16 protein-coding genes and 1 other RNA gene are annotated in these 18786 nt (G+C 44.9%); 16 read left to right on the forward strand and 1 reads right to left on the reverse strand.

All coding sequences use genetic code 11. From position 1 onward, the window contains the following. The first annotated feature begins 71 nt into the window (after positions 1 to 71). The 15 genes from DXX93_RS15195 (at position 72) to ssrS (ending at position 16207) form a co-directional block, all read left to right on the forward strand. Positions 72 to 1100, forward strand: a complete 1029-nt coding sequence (locus DXX93_RS15195; protein WP_116008837.1) for a DUF4150 domain-containing protein — start codon at positions 72 to 74, stop codon at positions 1098 to 1100. Positions 1101 to 1162: 62 nt separating this feature from the next. Further along, the gene (locus tag DXX93_RS15200) at positions 1163 to 5041 is read left to right on the forward strand and encodes a hypothetical protein (RefSeq protein WP_116008838.1); all 3879 of its coding nucleotides are present in this window, start codon (positions 1163 to 1165) and stop codon (positions 5039 to 5041) included. Further along, the gene (locus DXX93_RS15205; protein WP_116008839.1) at positions 5041 to 5997 is read left to right on the forward strand and encodes a hypothetical protein; all 957 of its coding nucleotides are present in this window, start codon (positions 5041 to 5043) and stop codon (positions 5995 to 5997) included. Before DXX93_RS15200 ends, DXX93_RS15205 begins: the two co-directional genes overlap by 1 nt. 216 nt (positions 5998 to 6213) lie before the next feature. Continuing rightward, the gene (locus tag DXX93_RS15210; RefSeq protein WP_116008840.1) at positions 6214 to 7170 is read left to right on the forward strand and encodes a hypothetical protein; all 957 of its coding nucleotides are present in this window, start codon (positions 6214 to 6216) and stop codon (positions 7168 to 7170) included. Positions 7171 to 7386: 216 nt separating this feature from the next. Next, on the forward strand, positions 7387 to 8007 hold the full coding sequence (locus DXX93_RS15215) for a hypothetical protein (RefSeq protein ID WP_116008841.1): 621 nt from the start codon (positions 7387 to 7389) through the stop codon (positions 8005 to 8007). Next, positions 7935 to 8342, forward strand: a complete 408-nt coding sequence (locus DXX93_RS15220; RefSeq protein WP_147302699.1) for a hypothetical protein — start codon at positions 7935 to 7937, stop codon at positions 8340 to 8342. Before DXX93_RS15215 ends, DXX93_RS15220 begins: the two co-directional genes overlap by 73 nt. Positions 8343 to 8558: 216 nt before the next feature. Next, a complete protein-coding gene (locus DXX93_RS15225) occupies positions 8559 to 9515 on the forward strand; it encodes a hypothetical protein (RefSeq protein ID WP_116008843.1) in 957 nt (318 codons plus the stop codon). Positions 9516 to 9731: 216 nt separating this feature from the next. Further along, on the forward strand, positions 9732 to 10688 hold the full coding sequence (locus DXX93_RS15230; protein ID WP_116008844.1) for a hypothetical protein: 957 nt from the start codon (positions 9732 to 9734) through the stop codon (positions 10686 to 10688). A gap of 216 nt (positions 10689 to 10904) precedes the next feature. Next, positions 10905 to 11864 (forward strand): hypothetical protein, encoded by a 960-nt coding sequence (locus DXX93_RS15235; RefSeq protein WP_116008845.1) that lies wholly within the window; start codon positions 10905 to 10907, stop codon positions 11862 to 11864. A gap of 216 nt (positions 11865 to 12080) precedes the next feature. Continuing rightward, positions 12081 to 12701 carry a hypothetical protein gene (locus tag DXX93_RS15240; RefSeq protein ID WP_116008846.1) on the forward strand — a complete coding sequence of 207 codons (621 nt, stop codon included), beginning with the start codon at positions 12081 to 12083 and terminating at the stop codon, positions 12699 to 12701. Further along, positions 12629 to 13036 carry a hypothetical protein gene (locus DXX93_RS15245; protein ID WP_147302700.1) on the forward strand — a complete coding sequence of 136 codons (408 nt, stop codon included), beginning with the start codon at positions 12629 to 12631 and terminating at the stop codon, positions 13034 to 13036. Before DXX93_RS15240 ends, DXX93_RS15245 begins: the two co-directional genes overlap by 73 nt. Before the next feature lie 216 nt (positions 13037 to 13252). Continuing rightward, a complete protein-coding gene (locus DXX93_RS15250) occupies positions 13253 to 14209 on the forward strand; it encodes a hypothetical protein (protein WP_116008848.1) in 957 nt (318 codons plus the stop codon). Positions 14210 to 14374: 165 nt separating this feature from the next. Next, on the forward strand, positions 14375 to 14680 hold the full coding sequence (locus DXX93_RS15255) for a cell division protein ZapA (protein WP_116008849.1): 306 nt from the start codon (positions 14375 to 14377) through the stop codon (positions 14678 to 14680). Positions 14681 to 14706: 26 nt separating this feature from the next. Further along, complete coding sequence (locus DXX93_RS15260; protein ID WP_116008850.1) at positions 14707 to 15897, forward strand: hypothetical protein; 1191 nt, start codon at positions 14707 to 14709, stop codon at positions 15895 to 15897. 126 nt (positions 15898 to 16023) lie between these two features. Further along, a non-coding RNA gene (gene ssrS / locus DXX93_RS15265) (6S RNA) lies at positions 16024 to 16207 on the forward strand. A 205-nt stretch (positions 16208 to 16412) separates the two neighbouring features. Here the strand turns inward: ssrS and DXX93_RS15270 are convergent. Beyond that, positions 16413 to 17747: an MDR family MFS transporter gene (locus tag DXX93_RS15270; protein ID WP_116008851.1), complete on the reverse strand. Its 1335-nt coding sequence runs from the start codon at positions 17745 to 17747 to the stop codon at positions 16413 to 16415. A 163-nt stretch (positions 17748 to 17910) separates the two neighbouring features. On the opposite strand from DXX93_RS15270, the gene murI reads away from it, so the two are divergent. Beyond that, entirely contained in the window at positions 17911 to 18723 is an 813-nt protein-coding gene (gene murI, locus DXX93_RS15275) for a glutamate racemase (protein WP_220347575.1), read from the forward strand. Positions 18724 to 18786 lie beyond the last annotated feature (63 nt).

An 18786-nucleotide genomic window follows, 5' to 3' on the forward strand; every position in this document is an offset into this window, starting at 1 on the left:
TAAAATAACAGTCCGTGCATTAGTGACAAACTAATACGCGTCATGGAAGACAAGCGCTAAAGGACTTTTATATGACCAACTATATCAATGCCCACTTGGGCAGTGACCCGCAATCTATTCAATACGATATCGACCAGCTGACCGCCGAGGTGCGCAGTGGTGGCAATCAAGCATGGCGACACAACAATGTGGCCTTGCTGCCTTTTAATATTTCATCACGCCAAGCAGGTGGTATAGGCATGGCCAATGGTGTGGCAATATTTCCCGACAAGGAATCAAGCCAGCAGGCTTTTCTTAACGAATGCCAACGCCCCAAATATGTAGGTGATACTCTAGGGCAAATGATTAACCGCTTTATTCCTGAACATATCGTTGAGCCACCACAATGGGATGAAGAAAAAAGCGAGCCAATATTACCATGGCTAGAGCCAGTAACGGGTCTAGACATGAACGCAAAGCTCACTAATTACGAGGCGCTCTTAACTTTAGTCGAGGAGCATATTGGCTGGCAAATGGGGTCTGTAGAAAACATTGAAAAAGATCAGCAGTCACAGGCGCCAAATGTATCAACGGTCACAGGTAATAACGTGCTAATTAATGGAAAAACGGCCGTTCATCAAGACAGCGGTGGCGCATTGCAAACCGTAGACGTTTGTTTAACAACCATTGGTAAATCTGTAATCCCCATTGCTTACCCTAATTTAGCCCAATCAAGCGATGCTGCTAGCACAGCGAGTTCAGTGAAGATCAATGGTAATCCCGCTTGTCATATCAAAAGTAACTTTTCTAAAAGTACCGGCGATCAACCGGGTGATAAAAAAGGCGTTGCTAGTGGCACGACAGAAGGCAAAGCGGAATTTATTACCAGCTCTTTGGATGTATTTATCGAGGGAAAACCTGCCGTGCGTCAAGGGGATTTAATGGTCTCTAACAACAAGAACACCCCGCCAGCACCACTGATGCAACCGGGTGGGCCATTGCCACAAGGGCTAGAGATTGCCCCTAAAGATCCCATCAAAGATAAAAACAAACCCAATCAAATTGCCATCAAAGCATCAGGCGATGAAAAATTAGACGACGATAGCATGCTGATTGGTTAATCAGCCCAGCGTAGTAATGCTTGTCGCCAAACAGTAAAGTATGCCAAGAAAAGGATTTCAATATGGGTGAACATACCAATCCAACAAAAATAATCACCAACGATAGTCACAGAGAACTGATTTTTGAGGGTTTTGCGTCAGAAACAGAAAATCTCTCGTTGATGATTTATGATGACAAGAACCCTAAACACAAAGACACTTTCTACAAGATCCCGCTCTACCAAGCTCGCCCGCAAGCATCGGGCAATAATACTGCTGATATTGAACTGGTTTACACGCGCCCGCTCATTTTTGACACCCAAGACGAAGACGAAAAATACATCAGCCAACCACCAGAAGGTTACATTTATGTCTATGTTGATGGCTACCTGTGGCGTGAGCTAAAAGTCATCGTTGGCGAGCAAGACAACCGTACCTTCAGCGATGTAAATTTAGCCTATCAAAAAGGGTTCCTACCCTGGAAAAAGGCGAAAAATAAGCATCATGCCAACCAAGGCCGACGTGATGCCACAGGGCGCCCAATGGAAACCATTGTGGTACCCAATAAACTTAGGGGGCAGCAATGTCGAGTGGAAATGGCCTTTTCTGAATCACAATGGTCGTGGACACAAATACTAAAATTTGGTGGTATGAACCCGGAAGATCCTAGGTTGAATCATGGTGATCCGCTTTCGCAAGCCGAGCGCGCTTGCCCAGATGAGGCAAAAGCGGCAAGCGCACGTCAGCAACGCATGCAGCTGCTAGACAACCTATCTGACTTTGAAAACGGTTTTACTCAGTCTGGCATTATTAAACCGGGCAACAGAGTGCACCGAAATATTACCCACTTTGCCGCTGACAAGCTGGCACCTGTGGTATTAACCAATGGCTTGCACGTTGCTCGTAACCATATTGATGCCATTTTAAAGCTACAAGGTGAAATTGCTCGGTTAATTCATCAAGTAAAAGGAGTAAGAGCAGGTAAGCAAGGCGAAGAAATTATTGTTGACCCAGTGAAAAAAGCCAATTTCGAGCTGGCCGAGAAAATGATCAACCGCTGCTACCAAATGAATGACGCAATACTTGACGGCGATATTAAAATCGCTGGTGACGAAAAAGCAGACAAACTCCAACAAGAGCAAGTTAAATTTGCCAATAAAATTAAAGCATGGCGTGATGGCGGCATTAACCTGCAAAAGCTTAAAACCTTTCTGCACTACGACAAACTATTAGAGCTTTCCCAAGAAATTAAAGCCCAGCAACTGTTGCTGGTCGACTTAATTGAACAAGACCAAAGCGCCGTCAAATTACTGCACTGTATGCAAGATTTCGCCTACCACAATAATAATAACTATGCCTCGGGCATTGATGTCCTTAAAGACATTGCCTTAGCACTAAAAATGCACCCCGCCCAGCAGTATCCAACCATTATACTGGACAAAAAAGACTGGGATAATCTGAACACTACCACCACCACTTCATCAACGCTGTTAAAGCTCGTTGGCGAGCACCCAGACGAAGCGGCCCTCCCAATCGCCGAGTTGTTTTTTGGCAAGCCCAAAACACCCGCAACAGCACAAAAGCCGGCGAGTATTGAGCTTGACACTGACGACCACCAAGACCCTTACAACCCCCAATTTAGCCTTGAGCGATTACACATGGTCGCCCAAGACGAATCACCCAGCGATATCGACCAAGAGGCGACAGAGCAAATTGGCCGCCGGATAAGCCAAGCAATCATGGGCTTAGCCACTAACTATCTGGATTTATCATTAATTGCCAGTGCAAATCAGGGGCAAGCACAAACCGCCGCCGCACTAAATCAGCAATTACAATCTGAAAAAGCCGACGGTATTGCCACGCAAGAGCGATTAAACCGCCAGCTTGCGGCAGAAAAAGTTAAACGCCAACAAACGGCTGCCAAGCTAAAACAAGCTGAGCAGGCTCTTGCGGTCAAAACCCAAGGTTTGGCGAAAACCGATGCTGAATATCAACGCCAACACCAATTAGCGTACCCCGAAATAGCCAAACTCAAAACCGAGATGGGAGAAATTGACAGCAAACTGAACAAAGCCCAACGATCCCTGCGCAATATTAACAATCAACTGGCGCATATTGAGCTGGAAATCACCCAAAAAGGCAGTGCGCATCTAAGCAAAAATAAAGGGCTAATGGCGGCACTGCGTATTATTAACCAGCTGGAAAACGGCCAATTTACCGCTATCGAAATGACCGCGCAAGACTACCACAACGGTAAATTCTCCGAAGGCTTTATTGCCTTAAACGCCCGCGCCCGCGCGGAAATAGCACAAGAACTGAGCAAAGAAATTCGCGATTTAGTGCGTAGCCAAAACAACAGCCGCACTCGCTTGGTTACCCCAAATGGCACTATGTTTGATACGGTTGACGACATTATGCATATGCGCAGTAAAGTGAACCACCTACTGAGTTTGGCGGAACAAGCCCAAGGTGTGCTGGCTGGCGAAGGGGCAGCCCAGTTAAAACTGGAAGTGATCGCGTTAAAAGAATCTATTCATGCCCAGCAGCTGGCAACCACGTCACTTAAACACGAAATTGCTGAACTTAGCCAAGCTAAAGTCAAAATAGAAGCAGATATTACCCAAAATCATATCGCCAATAAAAAACTGGCCGACCTTGCCGAAGCCACGGAAAAACTGGCCAACCAAAAGTTTTTATCCAGCACCTCAGTAAAAACCCTAAGCCGCGCCAATATTGGCGTATTGGGTGCTGTTGGTTTATTTGAGGTCATTAATTTAACGCGCAGCTTTGAGGCGTTTCTAGAGCAAAAAAACCTAAAAACCGGCGTCTATGCTGGTGCTGCTATTACTGACTTTACTGCCGTGGTAATGACAATCGCACGTGAAGCTTATGTGATGAAAACTGGACAGCCGAGTGAAAAGCAGCTTAGCCTTCTAAAAAAAGGAGATATCAATGTTCCTGCGCAAGTTACACGCTGGTTTACTGTAACAACATGGATGTATCGCGCCAATATTGCTGCTTCAGTATTTAGCTCGGCTTTAAGTGTTTATGAGGCATATTACGCCATTCGTCGCGGCGATAATGATGCGGCCTTTGGCCTCGCCACCATGGGGGTAGGATTTGTTTTAATGGCTCGTGCTGATTATATTGTGCTGCGAGCATTATTAACACGCAGCCTAATTATTGGCTCTCGATTAGGTTGGATTGGCCTGCTTATCGTGTTAATCGGCGCCGTTATTTACTACTGTTTTGTTGATGAAGACATCCAACGCTGGTTTAAAATATGCCCTTGGGGCAACAACAGCTTTGGCGATGATAACAGCGCCAGCTGGGCAAAAAGGCCCGATTACGCCTACCATGACCTTGCCCGCTATCTAATGTCGCCGCAAGTGCATAGCGACAATGTAGAAAAGCTGCATGATGTGCATACCATTACCTATAGCCGTGGCATGGTGGTAACTTATGAAGACTTTACCCAAGCTTATCTTATTGTCTCTTGCCCCACCAATACCGCACACAATAATGTGCAAGTAGAATTTGCCGCCAAACCTAATAGTACTTCCTTATGGGGTAATAACGACAATGACGAGCAGTACCAAAACTTAATATTGGGCAACGCCTCAGGGCAAGGCCAACGCTGGCTGCAACAATTTTGGCAACAGGTGATCACCACCTCATTATCTGGCGGACAAGGGCTGCGCATCGACCTCAACCAATACGTATGCGCGCCGCTCTTTAAACACTTTAACACCACTCGCCTCACCTTTAGGCTGCGCATTAAAACCTACCCACATGGCAAGGGGAAACCGGTCAGCAGCGCATTTGCTGATAATGAATTTGTACTGCCGATCAGCGAGCGAGATGAGGAAGGAAAACTAACCGAAGATCTTGGCTGGCAGACCACGGAGGTCAATTTGTCATTAAATGATGTGAATCTAAAATCCGCGCTGGGGTTAAACTAATGGATAAAACAGATCCGAAGTTGAGTAGTAAAAACCAATCCAGTAATCCACTCAATACCGAGCAATTAACCACCGATCTGCGCCCACCAAAAAAGCCGGCAGAAAAAGCCTTTGGCAAATATTTTCGTAAGGTGGAAGTGGATTATGAAAATGTCGTAGGCTATCGGGAGGGCACGACTAGTGTAGATGGTCGCTATGCCGCGATGATGATGATGGCATCACTCAAAGATATGCATTACTGGGCCAATGGTGCTATGGCCATGACTTTTGTTGTGATTATATTGATTTTACAAATCGTATCAGGGTTAGGGCATGACGAGTGGACACTTTTCAACCCTGAATATGAAATTATTGTTCAAATACTATTAGCTTTATATGCCCTACGTGAATTTAAAAAATCGAAAAAAAAACAAGCACAAGCCGTCGTTTGCGACCGTAAAACGGGTAATGTGCATTTTCCCGCCTTTGGCAAAAACCCTGAGCTGGTAATTCCCTTTAACCAAGTAGAGCTCTATGTCGGTTCAGTCGGTTATAGCCGTGGCTCCGGCATGGCGGCGAAATGCATCGTGCCGACAATGTACCCCAAAGCCGCCAAACGGGACTTTCAGTACGCCATATTAATAGCTGATAGTTATGACGAAGCCTGTCGTTACTGGACATTGCTAACCGAATTTATGGATAAAAACAAACCGATTCCCTACGGCTTTTTGAATTCGGTGCAATTTCATCTTGATAGGAATAAGTCAACTATCTGGCCAGATAAAGACGTTAGAAATAGCTACCCCCTTGATCCCGAAATCAAAGATAACTACCGCTATGTCTACCATAGCGATTTTGAAGGTACGGTCGACTACCCCATCGAAGAAGTTGCCGAAGTCGTCGCCCCCTTTAGCGACGACCCCGAGCTACTCGCCAAAAACGTAGAACGCGCCCATCAACTTAACCTAATTCTCTAAGCCTTAGCCGCAAATAACAGTTTTAGTCTGTGAATTTAACACCATGAAAATAAGCATAAATCTAAGTGATGCAAGCAATCGCCACGCTACAATCGAACAAAATAGAGGCGGTAAACTAATTCAAGATCTTGGCTGGCAGACCACGGAGGTCAATTTGTCATTAAATGATGTGAAACTAAAAACGCCCATCTTTAAAAAAGAAAGGGGATTAAACTAATGGCCACTACTGATAGAAAAGGGAACAGTGAAAAACAATCCAGTAACCCACTCAATACCGAGCAATTAACCACTGACCTGCGCGCGCCCAAAAAACCCGCAGAAAAAGCCTTTGGCAAATATTTTCGTAAGGTCGAAGTGGATTACAACAACATTTTAGGTTACCGAGTAAATACAACAAGTGTTGATGGACGCTATGTCGCGATGATGATGGTAGGTTCACTCAAAGATTCCGATCACTGGGCCAATGGTGCTATGGCCATGACTCTGGTATTCGCTATTTTTGTCCCTCAATTAACATGGGGGCTATCACATGGTGTCTGGACGATATTTACTCCCGCATATGACGTTTTTGTCCAAGTATTATTAACGCTATATGCCCTACGTGAATTTAAAAAATCGAAAAAAAAACAAGCACAAGCCGTCGTTTGCGACCGTAAAACCGGTAATGTGCATTTTCCCGCCTTTGGTAAAAACCCTGAGCTGGTTATTCCCTTTGATCAAGTGGAGCTCTATGTCGGTTCAGTCGGCTATAGCCTTGGCTCTGGCATGGCAGCAGACTGTGTTGTCCCCAAAATGTACCCCAACGCCGCCAAATGGGATTTTCAATACGCAGTATTGATTTCCGACAACTACGACCAAGCCTGTAATTTTTGGACACTGCTGACTGAGTTTATGGATAAAAATAAACCCATCCCCTATGGTTTTTTAAACTCTGTGCAGCTTTACCTCGATAGAGATGAAGCTGCTATTTGGCCTGATAAAGACGTCAGAAATAGCTACCCCCTCGACCCCGAAATTAAAGATAACTACCGCTATGTTTACCATAGTGATTTTGAAGGTACGGTCGACTACCCCATCGAAGAAGTTGCCGAAGTCGTCGCCCCCTTTAGCGACGACCCCGAGCTACTCGCCAAAAACGTAGAACGCGCCCATCAACTTAACCTAATTCTCTAAGCCTTAACCGCAAATAGATGTTTTAGTCTGTGAATTTAACACCATGAAAATAAGCATAAATCTAAGTGATGCAAGCAATCGCCACGCTACAATCGAACAAAATAGAGGCGGTAAACTGATTCAAGACCTTGGCTGGCAGACCACGGAGGTCAATTTGTCATTAAATGATGTGAAACTAAAAACGCCCATCTTTAAAAAAGAAAGGGGATTAAACTAATGGATAAAACAAACCTGAACCAGAACAGCGAAAAACAACCCAGTAACCCACTCAATACCGAGCAATTAACCACCGACCTGCGCCCGCCCAAAAAGCCCGCAGAAAAAGCCTTTGGCAAATATTTTCGTAAGGTGGAAGTCAACTATGACAATGTGCTGGGCTATCGGGAGGGAACTGGCAGTATTGATGGTCGCTACGCCGCATTGATGATGGTAGGTTCACTCAAAGATTCCGATCACTGGGCCAATAGTGCTATGGCCATGACCTTTTTCGGTATAATTGTTTTTATGCAGATAACGGCTTTGGTCAAGTTTGGTGAATTAGGTCCCTATCTAACACAGCCTTACACTTGGGTTACCCAACTGCTGCTGCTATATGCTGCATTGCAGTTTAAAAAATCGAAAAAAAACAAGCACAAGCCGTCGTTTGCGACCGTAAAACTGGCAATGTGCATTTTCCCGCCTTCGGTAAAAACCCTGAGCTGGTTATTCCCTTTGATCAAGTGGAACTCTATGTCGGTTCAGTCGGCTATAGCCGTGGCTCAGGCATGGCAGCAGAATGTATTGTCCCCAAAATGTACCCCAAAGCCGCCAAGCGAGATTTTCAGTATGATGTGCTAATTGCCGATAACTATGATCGCGCGTGTAACTTTTGGACACTGCTGACTGAGTTTATGGATAAAAATAAACCCATCCCCTACGGTTTTTTAAACTCTGTGCAGCTTTATATCGATACAGACGAAGCAGCTATCTGGCCTGATAAAGACGTTAGAAATGGCTACCCCCTCGACCCTGAAATTAAAGATAACTACCGCTATGTTTACCATAGTGATTTTGAAGGTACGGTCGACTACCCCATCGAAGAAGTTGCCGAAGTCGTCGCTCCCTTTAGTGATGACCCCGAGCTACTCGCCAAAAACGTAGAACGCGCCCATCAACTTAACCTAATTCTCTAAGCCTTAGCCGCAAATAACAGTTTTAGTCTGTGAATTTAACACCATGAAAATAAGCATAAATCTAAGTGATGCAAGCAATCGCCACGCTACAATCGAACAAAATAGAGGCGGTAAACTGATTCAAGACCTTGGCTGGCAAACCACCCAAGTCAATTTATCGTTAAATGATGTGAAACTAAAAACGCCCATCTTTAAAAAAGAAAGGGGATTAAACTAATGGATAAAACTGATCCGAACCAGAATAGCAAAAAACAATCCAGTAACCCACTCAATACCGAGCACTTAACCACCGACCTGCGCCCGCCCAAAAAGCCCGCAGAAAAAGCCTTTGGCAAATATTTTCGTAAGGTGGAAGTCGATTATGACAATGTCGTAGGCTATCGTGAGGGAACTGGCAGTATTGATGGTCGCTACGCCGCATTGATGATGGTAGGTTCACTCAAAGATTCCGATCACTGGGCCAATGGTGCTATGGCGATGACCTTTGTTGTGACTATATTAGTATTGCAAATTGTATCAGGATTAGGGCATAACGAGTGGACGCTTTTTAATCCTGCATATGAGGTTATTGTCCAGTTGCTATTAACTGTATATGCCCTACGTGAATTTAAAAAATCGAAAAAAAAACAAGCACAAGCCGTCGTTTGCGATCGTAAAACCGGTAATGTGCATTTTCCCGCCTTTGGTAAAAACCCTGAGCTGGTTGTTCCCTTTGATCAAGTGGAACTCTATGTCGGTTCAGTCGGCTATAGCCGTGGCTCTGGCATGGCAGCAGAATGTATTGTCCCCAAAATGTACCCCAAAGCCGCCAAGCGAGATTTTCAGTATGATGTGCTAATTGCCGATAACTATGATCGCGCGTGTAACTTTTGGACACTGCTGACTGAGTTTATGGATAAAAATAAACCCATCCCCTACGGTTTTTTAAACTCTGTGCAGCTTTATATCGATACAGACGAAGCAGCTATCTGGCCTGATAAAGACGTTAGAAATGGCTACCCCCTCGACCCCGAAATTAAAGATAACTATCGCTATGTTTACCATAGTGATTTTGAAGGTACGGTCGACTACCCCATCGAAGAAGTTGCCGAAGTGGTTGCCCCCTTTAGCGACGACCCCGAGCTACTCGCCAAAAACGTAGAACGCGCCCATCAACTTAACCTAATTCTCTAAGCCTTAACCGCAAATAGTAGTTTTAATCTGTGAATTTAACACCATGAAAATAAGCATAAATCTTAGTGATGCAAGCAATCGCCACGCTACAATCGAACAAAATAGAGGCGGTAAACTGATTCAAGACCTTGGTTGGCAAACCACCCAAGTCAATTTGTCATTAAATGATGTGAAACTAAAAACGCCCATCTTTAAAAAAGAAAGGGGATTAAACTAATGAATAAAACAAACCTGAACCAGAACAGCGAAAAACAACCCAGTAACCCACTCAATACCGAGCAATTAACCACCGACCTGCGCCCGCCCAAAAAGCCCGCAGAAAAAGCCTTTGGCAAATATTTTCGTAAGGTCGAAGTAGATTACAATAATTTTTTGGGCTATCGCGCAACAACCCTCAATATAGACGGCCGTTACGTCTCAATGATGATGATGGGTTCATTTAAAGATATGCATCACTGGGCCAATGGTGCTATGGCCATGACTCTGGTATTCGCTATTTTTGTCCCTCAATTAACATGGGGGCTATCACATGGTGTCTGGACGATATTTACTCCCGCATATGACGTTTTTGTCCAAATATTATTAACGCTATATGCCCTGCGAGAATTTAAAAAATCGAAAAAAAAACAAGTACAAGCCGTTGTTTGCGACCGAAAAACCGGTAATGTGCGTTTTCCCGCCTTCGGTAAAAACCCTGAGCTGGTTATTCCCTTTGATCAAGTGGAACTCTATGTCGGCTCAGTCGGCTATAGCCTTGGTTCTGGCATGGCGGCGAAATGCATCGTACCGACAATGTACCCCAAAGCCGCCAAATGGGATTTTCAGTACGCCGTGTTGGTTGCCGACAACTATGACCAAGCCTGTCGTTACTGGACACTGCTGACTGAGTTTATGGATAAAAATAAACCCATCCCCTACGGTTTTTTAAATGCGGTGCAATTTAATATTGATGATGATTCTTCTGCAATTTGGGAGGGTACCGATATCGAAAAGCGCTACCCCCTCGACCCCGAAATTAAAGATAACTACCGCTATGTTTACCATAGTGATTTTGAAGGTACGGTCGACTACCCCATCGAAGAAGTTGCCGAAGTCGTCGCCCCCTTTAGCGACGACCCCGAGCTACTCGCCAAAAACGTAGAACGCGCCCATCAACTTAACCTAATTCTCTAAGCCTTAACCGCAAATAGATGTTTTAGTCTGTGAATTTAACACCATGAAAATAAGCATAAATCTTAGTGATGCAAGTAATCGCCACGCTACAATCGAACAAAATAGAGGCGGTAAACTGATTCAAGATCTTGGCTGGCAGACCACCCAAGTCAATTGGTCATTAAATGATGTGAAACTAAAAACGCCCATCTTTAAAAAAGAAAGGGGATTAAACTAATGGATAAAACAAACCTGAACCAGAACAGCGAAAAACAATCTAGTAACCCACTAAACACCGAGCACTTAACCACTGACCTGCGCCCGCCAAAAAAGCCCCCAGAAAAAGCCTTTGGCAAATATTTTCGTAAGGTGAAAGTGGATTACAACAACGTTTTAGGCTATCGCGCAACAACCCTCAATATAGATGGCCGATATGTCTCAATGATGATGATGGGTTCACTCAAAGATTCCGATCACTGGGCCAATGGTGCTATGGCCATGACCTTTTTCGGTATAATTGTTTTTATGCAGATAACGGCTTTGGTCAAGTTTGGTGAATTAGGCCCCTATCTAACACAGCCTTACACTTGGGTTACCCAACTGCTGCTGCTGCTATATGCTGCGTTGCAGTTTAAAAAATCGAAAAAAAAACAAGCACAAGCCGTTGTTTGCGACCGTAAAACTGGCAATGTGCATTTTCCCGCCTTTGGTAAAAACCCTGAGCTGGTTATTCCCTTTGATCAAGTGGAGCTCTATGTCGGTTCAGTCGGCTATAGCCTTGGCTCTGGCATGGCAGCAGACTGTGTTGTCCCCAAAATGTACCCCAACGCCGCCAAATGGGATTTTCAATACGCAGTATTGATTTCCGACAACTACGACCAAGCCTGTAATTTTTGGACACTGCTGACTGAGTTTATGGATAAAAATAAACCCATCCCCTATGGTTTTTTAAACTCTGTGCAGCTTTACCTCGATAGAGATGAAGCTGCTATTTGGCCTGATAATGACGTCAGAAATAGCTACCCCCTCGACCCCGAAATTAAAGATAACTACCGCTATGTTTACCATACCGATTTTGAAGGTACGGTCGACTACCCCATCGAGGAAGTTGCCGAAGTCGTCGCCCCCTTTAGTGACGACCCCGAGCTACTCGCCAAAAACGTAGAACGCGCCCATCAACTTAACCTAATTCTCTAAGCCTTAGCCGCAAATAGTAGTTTTAATCTGTGAATTTAACACCATGAAAATAAGCATAAATCTAAGTGATGCAAGCAATCGCCACGCTACAATCGAACAAAATAGAGGCGGTAAACTGATTCAAGATCTTGGCTGGCAGACCACGGAGGTCAATTTGTCATTAAATGATGTGAAACTAAAAACGCCCATCTTTAAAAAAGAAAGGGGATTAAACTAATGGCCACTACTGATAGAAAAGGGAACAGTGAAAAACAATCCAGTAACCCACTCAATACCGAGCAATTAACCACTGACCTGCGCGCGCCCAAAAAACCCGCAGAAAAAGCCTTTGGCAAATATTTTCGTAAGGTCGAAGTGGATTACAACAACATTTTAGGTTACCGAGTAAATACAACAAGTGTTGATGGACGCTATGTCGCGATGATGATGGTAGGTTCACTCAAAGATTCCGATCACTGGGCCAATGGTGCTATGGCCATGACTCTGGTATTCGCTATTTTTGTCCCTCAATTAACATGGGGGCTATCACATGGTGTCTGGACGATATTTACTCCCGCATATGACGTTTTTGTCCAAGTATTATTAACGCTATATGCCCTACGTGAATTTAAAAAATCGAAAAAAAACAAGCACAAGCCGTTGTTTGCGACCGTAAAACTGGCAATGTGCATTTTCCCGCCTTTGGTAAAAACCCTGAGCTGGTTATTCCCTTTGATCAAGTGGAGCTCTATGTCGGTTCAGTCGGCTATAGCCTTGGCTCTGGCATGGCAGCAGACTGTGTTGTCCCCAAAATGTACCCCAACGCCGCCAAATGGGATTTTCAATACGCAGTATTGATTTCCGACAACTACGACCAAGCCTGTAATTTTTGGACACTGCTGACTGAGTTTATGGATAAAAATAAACCCATCCCCTATGGTTTTTTAAATGCGGTGCAATTTAATATTGATGATGATTCTTCTGCAATTTGGGAGGGTACCGATATCGAAAAGCGCTACCCCCTTGATCCCGAAATTAAAGATAACTACCGCTATGTTTACCATAGCGATTTTGAAGGTACGGTCGACTACCCCATCGAGGAAGTTGCCGAAGTCGTCGCTCCCTTTAGTGACGACCCCGAGCTACTCGCCAAAAACGTAGAACGCGCCCATCAACTTAACCTAATTCTCTAAGCCTTAACCGCAAATAGTAGTTTTAATCTGTGAATTAAACACCATGAAAATAAGCATAAATCTAAGTGATGCAAGCAATCGCCACGCTACAATCGAACAAAATAGAGGCGGTAAACTAATTCAAGACCTTGGCTGGCAGACCACGGAGGTCAATTGGTCATTAAATGATGTGAAACTAAAAACGCCCATCTTTAAAAAAGAAAGGGGATTAAACTAATGGATAAAACAAACCTGAACCAGAACAGCGAAAAACAACCCAGTAACCCACTCAATACCGAGCAATTAACCACCGACCTGCGCCCGCCCAAAAAGCCCGCAGAAAAAGCCTTTGGCAAATATTTTCGTAAGGTGGAAGTGGATTACAATAATTTTTTGGGCTATCGCGCAACAACCCTCAATATAGACGGCCGTTACGTCTCAATGATGATGATGGGTTCATTTAAAGATATGCATCACTGGGCGAATGGTGCTATGGCCATGACTCTGGTATTCGCTATTTTTGTCCCTCAATTAATATGGGGGCTTTCACATGGTGTCTGGACGATATTTACTCCCGCATATGACGTTTTTGTCCAAGTATTATTAACGCTATATGCCCTACGTGAATTTAAAAAATCGAAAAAAAAACAAGCACAAGCCGTCGTTTGCGACCGTAAAACCGGTAATGTGCATTTTCCCGCCTTTGGTAAAAACCCTGAGCTGGTTATTCCCTTTGATCAAGTGGAACTCTATGTCGGCTCAGTCGGCTATAGCCGTGGCTCGGGTATGGCGGCAAAGTGTGTTGTCCCCAAAATGTACCCCAAAGCCGCCAAATGGGATTTTCAATACGCAGTGTTGGTTGCCGACAACTATGACCAAGCCTGTCGTTACTGGACACTGCTGACTGAGTTTATGGATAAAAATAAACCCATCCCCTATGGTTTTTTAAATGCGGTGCAATTTAATATTGATGATGATTCTTCTGCAATTTGGGAGGGTACCGATATCAAAACGCGTTACCCCCTTGACCCCGAAATTAAAGATAACTACCGCTATGTTTACCATAGTGATTTTGAAGGTACGGTCGACTACCCCATCGAAGAAGTTGCCGAAGTCGTCGCTCCCTTTAGTGATGACCCCGAGCTACTGGCCAAAAACGTTGAACGCGCCCACCGGCTTAACCTGATCCTCTAGTATTAGATGTTTAGCTTTTTAGAGAAACAGCCCCCTAATTGGTAGCGTACGTTTGTATTAAAGCCCATTAAATTCGGCTGCTCGCGTTACGATCTGCTTGCATCTGCCATGTCAGGTCGTTATAGTTCGAGGTTATTATTGATTTATAAGGAATTCGCTCCGCCAATGCGCAATAAAGTTGAAATATCCGTTGCAGGTCGAAAGCTTAAAATCGGTTGTCCGAGTGGGCAAGAAAGTGCGCTTTTCGCCGCCGCCGCTGAGCTAGACAAGCGATTGGCTGCATACAGCGATAGCGAAACCATAGCAACAACCGAGCAAGCCATGACCATGGTCGCGTTAAATCTTGCTCATGACTTGCTTGCCGCGAACAAGCAACGAGAAGTTGAGCAGCAAGAAACGCAAAACCAAATCAGTTTGTTGCAAGAAACCATCGAACAAGCCTTGGTTTCTCAAATTGATAAATCGGCATAACCTGGCATAGCTAGGAAGCAACTATCATGAATGGCAAGGTGTGGCTGTTAATTAGCTTACTCCTTGCACTAGTGTTCTACTGGCAATACGAGCCTGCAAAACCCAAAGCCACTGCGCGCACGCAAACGGCCACTCCTGACAAAAACGCGGCTGAGACCTCCACACTCTGGGCAGATAATTTTTCACTACTTGCGCAAGCCAACGCCCCTCTCGCTAGCAACGAACCTAAAACAAAACTCGCTCCCCTAGCCGACACAGACGCTCAACTCGCAGCTAATGAAAAGCAAACGACAAGTTCAACCATCAAAAGTTGCCCTTTTGCTCAATTTACCGATGAAGAACATCAACTACTTGATACTCAGCTATCTGCGTTTCTCAGTGAAACCGTCAATGATGTTGATACAGAGCAGCGCAAGCTGGGTTACATATTTTCCGCAAGCTCAGCCGTAACCAACCATCACAAACGCTTATTTTTCAGTGATTACCTTGCCAACACCCCCAGTGACGCTATCGCTGCCCACCAATTACTCAAGGTCTGTTTACAACTGCCACATGACGAAGGCTGTGGCCAGCAACTCGACACCATTGTCGCGCAAGCAGATGCTGAAAATGGCTATCTTTGGTTGCAACTGGCCACCAATAAACTTATCCAGCGCCAACCGCAAGCATTTCTCGAATACTTGGAGATAGCAGCGAGTAAATCGCGCTTTGACAATTATTTTTTTCGCTATGTTGACCTGTTTCTTAGCGCCAGTGTCGGTCGCATTGATATTGCTTACACCAAATTGCGGAATACCGGTGATGAGCTAGCCTCAGCTCAAGCAAATAACCTGAGCTACCTTATAGATTTTTGCACCGCAAATATCGAGCAATATCAAGACAATTGCCTGAGCTTGGCAAAATCACTTGACGGCAATAGCACCAATGTTGACTTGCAAACCTTTGGCTCGGGACTGTTAAAAGAGATGTATCGCAAACTCGGTGATAACGATGCGTTAGCCGCGCAAACTGAAATTGATCAGCTACGCTACAGCCAGTTATACAATCAAGACTGGGTGAATGCGCAATCGCTGCTGCAATATGACCAAGAGCTGATGTTTACCTGGCTTGAAAACGGCAAGCTTTTTGGCGAGCAAGCGGCAGTTAACGCCTTACTCGCCGAAGCAAAACTCAAATCACTGAACCCCGACTATCAGCCTTGTCCACTTGTTGAATAACTAAATACCGTAAGTTGGATAACCAAAATCACCAAGAATTAATCACTTAGTTCAATTCGTCAGCAGTCAGCGTGTAAACGCAATAAATTACTTAATCCGTGATGGGAATTTGTTATACTCAACACCTGTCTTCTGGGATGTTCGTAAGTTAACTATGTCCCTGAGCCGATAATCTTTACCCCAGGGTGTCATTTACTGGCTATTGAGCAAGCTCGGCTTGTACCGAGAAGCCTACGGTGAGTATATTGATTCCCGCCTTGAGCACACGGTGTTCAAGGGCTGATGTTGGCTACGGCATTCTGGAAGCAGCCTTTCTTTGATCGTCTTTCAATAGACAGTCATCAGTTATTTCATCCTTGTTTTTTCACTATTGTTTTTTCATGCCTGAGTTAGCACTCGCCACTCATTTTACGGCTCACTTTTACTGCTCACTAATGATATCGTTTATTCCACTAATCATTCATTTCACTGAACATTAACGTATACCTCTACCTCTGGGCAGCCTGTTATAACGCCTATTTAGTTGAAACCCTGTCTGGCTTGTTAAAGTCTGGCCTCGGTAAGGTTTCCAATATTGAATACAGATACATCACTAACAGCACCAGCAAAGCGGCAATGGCAAATACCCAAGCGCCGCCAAGAAAATCTAACAAGGCGCCACCGCCCAGTGGCGCTAGCGCAAACCCTATGTAATAAAACGATGCCGCGCCAAAATATGCGCCGCGTAAATGCGTAGGCGCCAATCGATCAATGTGAACATTCATGGTAGGAAACAGAATTGCTTCACCAATACTCAGTATCACAACCGCGCCAATCCAGCCCCAAAACGCGTTAACTGGGTTTACTGCCATCCAAATTTGCGCAGCTGCCAGCAATACTAAGCCCACTTGAATGCGTTGGGTTAATGACAGCCGCGCCATCATTTTTAACAAAACAAACTGCAAACACACAATAACCGCAGCATTGGCAAAAATCATACTGGAGATCAGCGTCATCAGCTGCGGAACATCAGCCCTTGTCAGGTACTGAATAAGAGTCGAGTCCATCTGTGCATAAACGAACTTACAGATAATATTGGCGACAATTAAACACTGCAAGACGCGATCTTTTGCCAGTATTTTCAGTGTTTCCAGCAGAGTAGATTTGGGCTTTCGCGGCGCTTTGGGTATTGGCTTTGATTTTAAGTCAGCTGTTGTTACAGCGGCCGATTCGCTCTGTTCCCGCAGCTTTTGCTGCTCATTTTTAGGGCGACGCGCTTGTCGCTTGGCAAAATGACGCATCCCATAAGCTAGTAGTGTCATCCACAGGGCAAACGTACCTGCTGTTACTAAAAAGCCGGATTGCTGCCCAGTTATTCCAATATAAACACCCGCCATTGGGCCAATGGCACAACCAACATTAATGACAAAATAGCGCGCTTGTAAGCCCAATTCTCGTACTTGCACATCAGGTAAAATGTCAGCAACTAGCGCTTGCGTGGGTGGGTCCCAAATGGCTTTCGACATCGAGCACAGGGCGATAACAATCACGTAACCCGTAACGGTTTCAACATTTGCAAGTAACACAAACGAGCAAACGTACAGGCTACCTGCGCTAAACATAATGACTTTGCGACCGAACTTGTCAGACAGCGCACCGCCAAAAAAGCCAATAAAAACCGATAACACCGCAGCGCCCGATAAAATTAGTCCCACTTGAGTTGCCGAAATACCAAACGACTTGTAAAGCATTACTGCTAAGAATGGCCACACCATGTAAAAGCTGCCACGAGTGATCAGATCGCCGAATAAGACAATCCACATCAATCGCGGGAATTGTTTAAGCTGAGCAAACGACACTTTACTTTCCATGGCCTCTCATCAACGTTACGTGGCTTCAAAGTTCTTTGTCTTGACAAAAATAAGCAGCAAGTTTCCAGCCAAGTATTTCCTTTACAAACTCAGCAAAACTGCCTATAACGGCAACGCGCGCTCTTAACTTGGCTCTGCATCTTTACGACCTTTAATTAATGATATGACAACAACTCAGGCTAGCAGCAACACACAGGCTCCCATTGGAATTTTTGACTCAGGTATAGGCGGGCTTTCCATTGCACGATGCGTCGCACAAAATCTGCCGAATGAGCAGCTTATTTACGTTGCAGACAGTGGTTTTGCCCCATACGGCGACAAAAGCCATAAAGACATTATAGCCAGAGCTGATGTCGTTGCTAATTTCCTGATAGCACAAGGCGTAAAAGCCATTGTTGTGGCGTGTAATACCGCAACCGTCGTAGCCATTGAGGCACTGCGCGCCAAATACGCATTGCCCATTATTGGTGTTGAACCGGCCATTAAACCTGCCGCTAAACAATCGACGTCAAAGTCAGTGGGCATTTTAGTGACGCAAGCCACTGCGAAGAATGCGCGATTCTTGGCACTAATTGACACTTACAAACAAGCTGCACAAGTGCATATTCAACCCTGCCCGGGGCTTGTCCAGCAAATTGAGCAAGGCCAGCACCACAGCGATACTTGCCATCAATTACTCGACCGTTTCATTGCCCCACTTGTGGCGAAGCAAATAGACACGCTCGTACTCGGGTGCACCCATTACCCATTGATCGAAACGCAAATAAAAGCCCACTTACCTGAGGGGATCGCACTTGTTGAAACCGCGCAGCCTGTTACCAATGAGCTGATTCGCCGACTATCACAATTCAACTTGTTGACAGCTCGCCCAAACGCCAGCAAGCCCTATCAGGTTTATTCAAGTGCATTAACGGAAATACAACAGCAAGTGATTCGCTCCTTCTGGCCAAGCCAACTGAGCTTTCATCAACTGTAATCCTAGCCAATCAAAAAAGACATTTAGACGTCTAGGCGTAAAAAACTTTTCATCAAAGTCGAG

The organism is Thalassotalea euphylliae (genome assembly GCF_003390335.1).
GTDB lineage: Bacteria > Pseudomonadota > Gammaproteobacteria > Enterobacterales > Alteromonadaceae > Thalassotalea_F > Thalassotalea_F euphylliae_B.